The sequence below is a fragment of the Geodermatophilus sp. SYSU D00684 genome (assembly GCF_054050455.1).
In genome coordinates this window covers 26,412-34,661 of record NZ_JBJGZI010000041.1, presented here as the reverse complement: position 1 = coordinate 34,661, position 8,250 = coordinate 26,412, and the positions used below count along the sequence as shown (strand labels likewise).

10 protein-coding genes are annotated in these 8,250 nt (G+C 77.9%); 3 read left to right on the top strand and 7 right to left on the bottom strand.

Annotation, left to right across the window (positions count from 1 at the left end; all coding sequences use genetic code 11):
* Together ACI79L_RS22525 and ACI79L_RS22520 are read right to left on the bottom strand one after the other, a co-directional pair.
* A partial coding sequence (locus ACI79L_RS22525; RefSeq protein ID WP_456938935.1) for a TetR family transcriptional regulator occupies positions 1–687 on the bottom strand: 687 nt, incomplete at its 3' end.
* Between the two features lies 1 nt (position 688).
* On the bottom strand, positions 689–2,008 hold the full coding sequence (locus tag ACI79L_RS22520) for a D-arabinono-1,4-lactone oxidase (protein ID WP_456938934.1): 1,320 nt from the start codon (positions 2,006–2,008) through the stop codon (positions 689–691).
* Positions 2,009–2,113: 105 nt separating this feature from the next.
* Here ACI79L_RS22520 and ACI79L_RS22515 point away from each other — a divergent pair, with 105 nt between their 5' ends.
* Positions 2,114–3,319, top strand: a complete 1,206-nt coding sequence (locus ACI79L_RS22515; protein ID WP_456938933.1) for an amino acid deaminase/aldolase — start codon at positions 2,114–2,116, stop codon at positions 3,317–3,319.
* 126 nt (positions 3,320–3,445) lie between these two features.
* Here ACI79L_RS22515 and ACI79L_RS22510 read toward each other — a convergent pair whose 3' ends face one another.
* The 5 genes from ACI79L_RS22510 to ACI79L_RS22490 all read right to left on the bottom strand — a co-directional run bounded on the left by ACI79L_RS22510 (position 3,446) and on the right by ACI79L_RS22490 (position 6,941).
* A complete protein-coding gene (locus ACI79L_RS22510) occupies positions 3,446–3,835 on the bottom strand; it encodes a hypothetical protein (RefSeq protein WP_456938932.1) in 390 nt (129 codons plus the stop codon).
* A gap of 34 nt (positions 3,836–3,869) precedes the next feature.
* The gene (locus ACI79L_RS22505) at positions 3,870–5,489 is read right to left on the bottom strand and encodes an ABC-F family ATP-binding cassette domain-containing protein (protein WP_456938931.1); all 1,620 of its coding nucleotides are present in this window, start codon (positions 5,487–5,489) and stop codon (positions 3,870–3,872) included.
* A 94-nt stretch (positions 5,490–5,583) separates the two neighbouring features.
* Positions 5,584–5,790, bottom strand: coding sequence for a three-helix bundle dimerization domain-containing protein (locus ACI79L_RS22500; protein WP_456926046.1), 207 nt, complete (start codon positions 5,788–5,790; stop codon positions 5,584–5,586).
* A 115-nt stretch (positions 5,791–5,905) separates the two neighbouring features.
* Positions 5,906–6,331: a DUF1801 domain-containing protein gene (locus ACI79L_RS22495; RefSeq protein WP_456938930.1), complete on the bottom strand. Its 426-nt coding sequence runs from the start codon at positions 6,329–6,331 to the stop codon at positions 5,906–5,908.
* A 31-nt stretch (positions 6,332–6,362) separates the two neighbouring features.
* Positions 6,363–6,941, bottom strand: coding sequence for a class I SAM-dependent methyltransferase (locus ACI79L_RS22490; RefSeq protein ID WP_456938929.1), 579 nt, complete (start codon positions 6,939–6,941; stop codon positions 6,363–6,365).
* Between the two features lie 85 nt (positions 6,942–7,026).
* On the opposite strand from ACI79L_RS22490, the gene ACI79L_RS22485 reads away from it, so the two are divergent.
* A complete protein-coding gene (locus ACI79L_RS22485) occupies positions 7,027–7,557 on the top strand; it encodes a GNAT family N-acetyltransferase (protein WP_456938928.1) in 531 nt (176 codons plus the stop codon).
* Between the two features lie 32 nt (positions 7,558–7,589).
* Complete coding sequence (locus ACI79L_RS22480; protein ID WP_456938927.1) at positions 7,590–8,228, top strand: hypothetical protein; 639 nt, start codon at positions 7,590–7,592, stop codon at positions 8,226–8,228.
* The last annotated feature ends 22 nt before the right edge of the window (positions 8,229–8,250 follow it).

Here is an 8,250-nt window from a genome sequence, read left to right as displayed (position 1 = left end):
CGACCCCCCCCCCCCCCCCCCCCCCCCCCCCCCCCCCCCCCCCCCCCCCCCCCCCCCCCCCCCCCCCCCCCCCCCCCCCCCCCCCCCCCCCCCCCCCCCGGCGGCTGAGGTGACCAGCTGGTCGACCGCGGCGTCGAGCACCGCGCGGGTGGCGGCGGTGTCGCGGTCGACCAGCCAGGTCGTCGTCGCGCCGTCGACGACGGTGACCAGCAGCCGGGCGAGCTCCGGCACCGGGCGCCGCCAGGTGGCGCCGGTCGCGGCGGCGGCCTCCTCCAGCAGGCGGGTCGCGGCCGCGGTGTAGGCGCGGTACTGCTCGGCGGCCACCGGCCGCAGCGCCGGGTCGCGGACCGCGTGCAGCGTCAGCTCGAGCATCAGCGCCTCGGCGCCGGGCTCGCGCTCGAGGTGGTCGAGGTAGCCGGCGGCGGCCGCGCGCAGGCAGCCGGCCAGGCCCGCGGCCGGGTCCAGCCCGGCCGTGGCGGCGGCCAGCTCGCGGCCGACCACACGGGCGACCAGCTCGCGCAGCAGCTCGTCGCGCGAGGCGAAGGCGTAGTGGAAGGCGGCCAGCGGCATCCCCGCCTCGGCGACGACCGCGCGGGTGGTGCCGGCGGCCAGGCCGTCCCGGGCCATCACCCGCAGCGCCGCCTCCACCAGGGCCGCGCGGCGCTGGGCGGCCGGCAGCCGGGGCACCTCAGGCCTGCCCGGCGGGCTGCCCGGCCGCGCCGAGGACCCGGGCGAGGTGGGCGTTGGTGAACACCCCGGCGGGGTCCAGCCGGTCGCGCAGCGCGGCGAACTCGCCGAACCGCGGGTACCGCCGCGCCAGCGCCGCGGCGTCGAGGCGGTGCTCCTTGCCCCAGTGCGGGCGCCCACCGGCGGCCAGTGCGATCGCCTCGAAGGCGGCGAAGTAGCCCCCGGGCTCGCTGCGGGCGGGCACGTGGACGGCGACGTAGGCGGTGTCGCGGCCGTACGCCGTCGACAGCGGGACGTCGTCGGCGGCGGCGACGCGCACCTCGACCGGGAACGGCACCCGGTGCGGGCCGGCGTCGACCACCCGCTGCAGCTCCTCCAGCACGGCCGGGGCCGCCTCCCGCGGGACCGCGTACTCCGTCTCCCGGAACCGCACCCGCCGGCGGGAGACGAAGACCCGGTGCGCGACGTCGGTGTAGGTGCGGGCGCCCAGCGCCCCGGTGGCGAACCGCGCCAGCGGCGGCACGAGCGCGGGCACCCGGCGCCCGGCCGCGACGACGGCGGCGAACCCGGCGTTGGCGAGCACCTCGTCGTCCCAGAACGCGCGCGCCCGGCCCAGCGGCGCGACCTCGGCCAGCGGCACCCGGGTGTTGCGCAGGGTCCGGCACCGGTCGGTGTGCGGGAACCAGTAGAACTCGACGTGGTCGGTCGAGGACGTGAACCCGGCGAAGTCGGCCAGCAGGTCCGGCAGCGCGGCGGTGCCCTCCTCGGCGCGCAGCGCGAACGCCGGCACCGCCTGCAGGGTCACGGTGCTCAGCACGCCGAGGGCGCCCAGGCCGACCCGCGCGGCGGAGAACACGTCGGGGTGCTCCTCGGGCGAGCAGCGCAGGACGGACCCGTCGGCGGTGACCAGCTCCAGCGCGCGCACCTGCGTGGCGAGTCCGCCGAACCGGGCGCCGGTGCCGTGGGTGCCGGTGGAGATCGCGCCGGCGACGGTCTGCCGGTCGACGTCGCCGAGGTTGGTCAGCGCCCAGCCGCGGGCGGCCAGCTCCGCGTTCAGCCGGTGCAGCGGCATGCCGGCCTGCACGGTGACCAGCCCGGCGTCGTCGACGCCGACCAGCGAGGCGTGCCGGTCCAGCGCCAGCGCGACGTCCTCCGGGCGGCCGATGCCGGTGAACGAGTGGCCGCTGCCCAGCGCGGTGACCCGGCGGCCGGCCGCGGCGGCGTCCCGCACCGCGGCGGCGATCTCCCCGGTGCCCGCCGGGTGCCGCACGGTCACGCCGTCCGCCCGCTGGTTGCCGGCCCAGTTGCGCCAGGTGCCCACGCCCGCCTCCCCCGTCGTGCGCGGCAGCGTCCCGTGCCCGCCGGACCGGGTCAAGCGACTGGGACGCTTGACCCACTCGGCGGTCGGCGAGGAGGCTGCCGCGCCATGACCTCCCCGGCCGGAGCGCGGACCCGGCTGGACCGGGCGACCGCGGACCTCGACCCGCCGCTGGCCGTCCTGGACCTCGACGCGCTCGACGCGAACGCCGCCGACCTGGTCCGCCGCGCCGGCGGGCGCCCGGTCCGGGTGGCGAGCAAGTCGGTGCGCAGCCGCGCGGTGCTGCGGCGGGTGCTGGCCCGGCCCGGCTTCGCCGGCGTGCTCGCCTACACGCTGGCCGAGGCGCTGTGGCTGGCCGGCGGGGACGACCCGGTGTCCGACGACGTCGTCGTCGCCTACCCCTCGGTGGACCGCGCGGCGCTGCGCGCGCTGGTGGCCGACCCCGCGCTCGCCGCGCGGGTGACGCTGATGGCCGACTCCCCCGACCACCTCGACGCCGTCGACGCGGTGGCGCCGCCCGGCTCGCGGCCGCCGGTGCGGATCTGCCTGGACCTCGACGCGTCGCTGCGGGCCGGGCGGCTGCACGTCGGGGTGCGCCGCTCGCCGGTGCACGACCCCGCGGCCGCCGCGGCGCTGGCCCGGGCGGTGTGCGACCGGCCCGGCTTCGCCCTGGTCGGGCTCATGGCCTACGAGGCGCAGGTCGCGGGCGTGCCGGACGCGCCGCCCGGGCGCCCGCTGCGCGGCCTGGCGGTGCGCGGGGTGCAGGCGCTGTCGGTCCGGGAGCTCACCGTCCGGCGGGCCGCCGCGGTGGCCGCCGTCTCCGCCGTCGCGCCGCTGGCGTTCGTCAACGGCGGCGGCACCGGGAGCCTGGAGCGGACCGCGGCCGACCCGTCGGTCACCGAGGTCGCCGCGGGCTCGGGCCTGTACCAGCCGACGCTGTTCGACGGGTACCGCGCCTTCCGCGGCCGCCCGGCGCTGCTGTTCGCGCTGCCGGTCACCCGCCGCCCCGCCCCCGGGACGGTGACCGTCGCGGGCGGCGGGTGGATCGCCTCCGGGCCGCCCGGCGCCGACCGGCTGCCGCGCCCGGTGCACCCGGCGCGGCTGCGGGTGCTCGGCACCGAGGGCGCCGGGGAGGTGCAGACGCCGCTGCGCGGTCCGGACGCCGACGGGCTCGCGGTCGGCGACCGCGTCTGGTTCCGGCACGCCAAGGCCGGCGAGGTGTGCGAGCACGTCGACGTCCTGCACACGCTGGCCGGGGACCGGCTCACCGGCGCCGTCGCCACCTACCGCGGCGAGGGCCGCGCGTTCGGCTGAGCGCGGCGACTCAGGGGGGAGTTGATCATCGGCTTGTTGCCGCCCACACCGGCGCGTCCGTGCGTGTCTGCGGCAAGAACCCGATGATCAACTCGGACCGGCGGCAGGAATGGCCATTACTGCCGCTCAGTCGGCGTCGTTGGCGAGCAGGGCCCGGGCCTCGGCGGCCTCGTCCGCGGTCAGCCCGCCCGAGCCCTCCGGGTGGTCCACCTGCGCATCGATCCACCGCCGGTGCGCCTCCCACGCCGACTGCCGGGTGGCCCCCAGCGCCCGGCCGATCTGCGCCCAGGACGCCCCGGTCGCCCGCGCCGTCCGGACGGTGAGCTGGCGCCCCTGGGCCGCCCGCCGGGCGACCACCTCGCCCAGCGCCAGCAGCTCCAGCGCCTCCTCGCGGGTCAGCGGCCGCGGGCCGGCCGGGTCGTCGGGGTCGGCCAGCGAGTCGCGCGTGCGCAGCTCGTCGTAGCGGCGGACGGCGCTGGCGAGGGTGTGCCGCCGTTCGAGGTCGTCGACGTCCATGACCCATCCTCCGTCAGGACGGCCTGACGGCGCCTCACCGCGCCCGGACGACGCGCGCCTCGTCGAACACCGGCTCCGCGGACTCGTACACCCGGCCGTCGGCGCCGAAGACGAGGAACCGGTCGAAGGAGCGGGCGAACCAGCGGTCGTGGGTCACCGCGAGCACGGTGCCGTCGAACGCGGCCAGCGCCTCCTCCAGCGCCTCGGCGGACAGGACGTCGAGGTTGTCGGTGGGCTCGTCGAGCAGCAGCAGCGTGGCACCGGACAGCTCGAGCACCAGCACCTGGAAGCGCGCCTGCTGCCCGCCGGACATGGTCCGGAACGGCTGGTCGGCGGAGTCGGTGAGCCCGTACCGGCGCAGCACCGCCATCGCCCGCCCGCGGTCGACGCCCGGCCGCCCGGGCTCGCCGTGCCACAGCAGGTCCACCGGCGTCCGGTCCTGCCACTCCGGGTGCGCGTGGGTCTGGGCGAAGGAGCCGGGGACGACGCGCGCCCCCAGCCGCCACGATCCGGTGTGGGCGACGTCCTGGCCGGCCAGCAGCCGCAGGAAGTGGGACTTGCCCGCGCCGTTGGCGCCGAGGACGCCGACCCGGTCGCCGTACCAGACCTCCAGGTCGAACGGCCGCATGAGGCCGGTCAGCTCCAGCTGCTCGGCCGTGACCGCCCGCACGCCGGTGCGCCCGCCGCGCAGCCGCATCGTCACCTGCTGCTGCGGGGGCCGGTCCGGCGGCGGCCCGGCCGCCTCGAACTTCGCCAGCCGGGTCTGCATCGCCCGGTACCGCGAGGCCATGTCCGGGGAGTTGGCCGCCTGCTGCTGCAGCGTGCGGACCAGGTCGACGAGGCGCTCGTGCTCCTCCTCCCAGCGGCGGCGCAGCTCGGCCATCCGCTCGTGCCGCGCCTCGCGGGCCTCGGGGTAGGAGGACCACCCGCCGCCGTGCACCCACGCCGTCCCGCCCTCGACGGTGACCACCCGGTCGGCGACGGTGGCGAGCAGCTCGCGGTCGTGGCTGACGAACAGCACCGTCTTGCGGGTCTCCAGCAGCCGCTGCTCCAGCCAGCGCTTGCCGGGGACGTCGAGGTAGTTGTCCGGCTCGTCGAGCAGCAGCACCTGCTCAGGCCCGCGCAGCAGCGCCTCGAGCGCGAGCCGCTTCTGCTCGCCGCCGGACAGCGTGGACAGCTCGCGGTACTTGCACCGGTCGTAGGGGACGCCGAGCGCCGCGACGGTGACCGTGTCCCAGGTGACCTCGGCGTCGTAGCCGCCGGCGTCGCCCCACTGCGCGAGCGCGTCGGCGTAGGCGAGCTGCGCGGGCTCGTCGTCGGTCTCCATGAGGGTCAGCTCGGCGGCCTCGACGGCGTCCCAGGCGGCGCGCACCGCGGGCGCGGAGAGGTCGACGAGGAAGCGCTGGACGGTGGTGTCGTCGCGCACCGAGCCGATGAACTGCCGCATGACGCCGAGCCCGCCGCTGCGCGCGACCGTGCCGGCCTCGGGCACGAGGTCACCGGCGACGATCCGCAGCAGCGTCGTCTTGCCCGCGCCGTTCTCGCCGACCAGCGCCGCGCGGGCGCCCTCGCCGATCCGGAACGAGACGTCGTCCAGCAGCACCCGGCCACCCGGCAGCGTGTGCCGGACCCCGCTCACGTCGACGTAACCCACCCCGACATCGTCCGGGGCCGGGCAAGTACTTTCCGGCCCCGCTGCAGCGACCCGCCGCGAGCTCGCGAGGGGCGGGGGGCAGCGGGGTCCTTGCTCAGCCGACGGACTGCAGGCGGGTCCGGGCCAGCCGCTCCACCATCTCCGGCAGCGCGGTCGCCGGGACGCCGCTGAGGTCCTGCCGGCACATGCGGACGACGTTGCCGACGACCTGGGGCCGCAGCCGGGTGCCGAACTCGTCCACCAGCCGGGTGACGGCCTGCTCGACGGCGGGGTCGGCGGTCGGCTGCTCGGTCGTGATCATGGGCGCGCGGGACTCCTTGTTCGGTCCGTGCGGGGTACGGCCTCCACGGTGGCGGGTGGGGCGGGTGTTAAACAGGGACCTTCGTCCCCCGCGGAGGACCGGCCCGGCGTGTCGGTCATGACACGAAGAACGCGTTGCCGCCCGACGACGTGACAGCGGCGGCGTCGCGCACCAGCGCGGCGAGCTCGGCCCGGTCGACCCGGTCCAGCGAGGGGAACCGGATGCAGCTCTTGCCACACGACACGCGCCCCAGCCGCGCGGCGCGGGCCTCGGGCAGGTACTCGCCGTCGACGACGGCGCACACGTACAGCGACAGGTGCCGCTTCTGCGCGGCGAGGGCGACCAGCGGCCAGCGGGTGGTCTCCCTGGCCGAGCGCGGCCGGTAGGGCAGCAGGCCGTAGCCGAGCATCCGCCCTGCCCCGGCCGGCACGAGCTCGCGGTCCAGCCCGGGCGCGGCCTCGCGGACCAGGGCGTCGACCCGCCGCAGCTCCGCCTCGCGCGGCCCGGCGGCGGCGAACCACTCCTCGACGGTGTCGGTCACGGACCGGACGGTAGCGCCGCCGGCCGACGGTTCACGCGGGTCGCCGTCCCCAGAGCAGGGTGTCCAGCGCGGTGCCGTCGGGCGTCTTCCGGCGGACCTGCTCGAGCCGGTCGACGTCGAGCAGGCCGGCGACCGGGGCCAGCCGCCGGGTGCTGTGCAGGATCGCCGGGTCCTGCGGCCCGCCGACGCCCGTGATCACGTTCTCGGCGTCGTGGCCCAGCAGCAGGAACCGCCCCCCGGGGCGCAGCCAGCCGACGGCCCGGCGGAGGGTGTCGGTCATCGGCGGGTCCGGCAGGTGCAGGTAGGCGACCAGCACCAGGTCCACGGAGGCGGGCGGCGCCGACCAGGTGGTCACGTCGGCGGTCACCCAGGTGACCCGGTCGGCGTCCGGCTGCGCCTGCCCGCGGGCCAGGCCGGTGGCCGAGAAGTCGACGGCGGTCGCGCGCCAGCCCCGCCGGGCGAGCCACAGCGCGTGCCGCCCCTCCCCCGCGGCCAGGTCGACGGCGTCGCCCGGCGGCAGGTCCTCCAGGAGTGCCGCGACCAGCGGGTTGGGCTCCCCCGACCACTGCTGCCGCTCGGCGTAGCGCGCGTCCCAGTCCTCGGCCTGCACGGGCCGCAGTCTGGCAGCGCAGTCCGGCAGCGCGGTGGAGCGGCGACGACGTGCGGGCCGCCCGGGCGCGGGTCAGGGTGGGCGGGTGAGCACGCTCCGGCTGGTCCGCTTCGAGCCGGAGCACCTGCCCGCCGTCACGCCGTGGTTCGACGACGAGGCGACGCGGCGGCGGCTGGGCGGCCGCGAGTGGCCGGTGCGGGAGATGGCGCTGCGCAGCACGCGGTGGACCGACGAGTTCCGCGGGCGCCGGGTGCTGCGCAGCCACTCCTTCGTCGCGCTCGACGACGCCGGGCGCCCGGTCGCCCAGCTCGGCGGCGATGTCTACGACCGGTGGACGACGTGGGACCCGGTGGCCGAGCGGGTCCTCGCCACCGACGGGCGCCGCACGATGGGCGTCGCCTACGTCGTCGACCCGGCGTGCCGGGGGCGCGGCCACGGCAGCGCCGCGCTGCGGGCGCTGGTGGCCGCGCCCGAGACCGCCGACGTCGAGCAGTTCGTGCTGGGCATCGAGCCGGACAACGCCGCGAGCCTGCGCGTCGCCGCCGCGGCCGGGTTCACGCCGCTGACCACGGAGCCCGACGCGGAGGACCTGGTCCACCTGCACCGGGAGCGCTGACCGGGGCGGGCGCCGTGACCCAGGATGGCCCCGTGCCCGCACACGTCTCCGACCCCGACGACCTCGCGCTGCACGGCCCCCGGGTGCTCGGCTTCGCCTCCCCGGGACGGATCGCCGCCCGCTACGGGCTCGACCGCGACGAGGTCGAGGACCGGCTGATCGAGCACGCCACCCGGGGCTGGGTCACCCACACCCGCTTCGCCGACAGCGCCGGGTGGTCGCTGACCGAGGCCGGCCGCGCCGAGGACGAGCGGCGGATGGGCGCGGAGCTGGAGCTGACCGGCGCGCGGGACGTGGTCGCCGAGGCCCACGGCCGGTTCGTCCCGCTGAACCGCAGGTTCGGGAAGGTGTGCACCGACTGGCAGCTGCGGCCGACCCGCACCGAGCCCATGGCCGCCAACGACCACACCGACTGGAGGTGGGACGAGCGCGTGCTGCGGGCGCTGGGGACGCTCGGCCGCGACCTCGCCGCGGTGACCGACCCGCTGGCCCGCTGCCTGCAGCGCCTGGACGGCTACTCCGACCGCTACGCCGCCGCGCTCGCGCGGGTCGACCACGGCGAGCGCCGGTGGGTGGACTCCCCCGAGGTCGACTCCTGCCACACGGTGTGGATCCAGCTGCACGAGGACCTGCTCGCCACGCTGGGGATCGAGCGCGGGCAGGACGCCTGACGTCACCCCCGGCTGGCACCCT

Coding starts and splice junctions, on each gene's coding strand:
- ACI79L_RS22515 (WP_456938933.1), top strand. CDS start 2,114: ATGACCTCCCCGGCCGGAGCGCGGACCCGGCTGGACCGGGCGACCGCG.
- ACI79L_RS22510 (WP_456938932.1), bottom strand. CDS start 3,835: ATGGACGTCGACGACCTCGAACGGCGGCACACCCTCGCCAGCGCCGTC.
- ACI79L_RS22500 (WP_456926046.1), bottom strand. CDS start 5,790: ATGATCACGACCGAGCAGCCGACCGCCGACCCCGCCGTCGAGCAGGCC.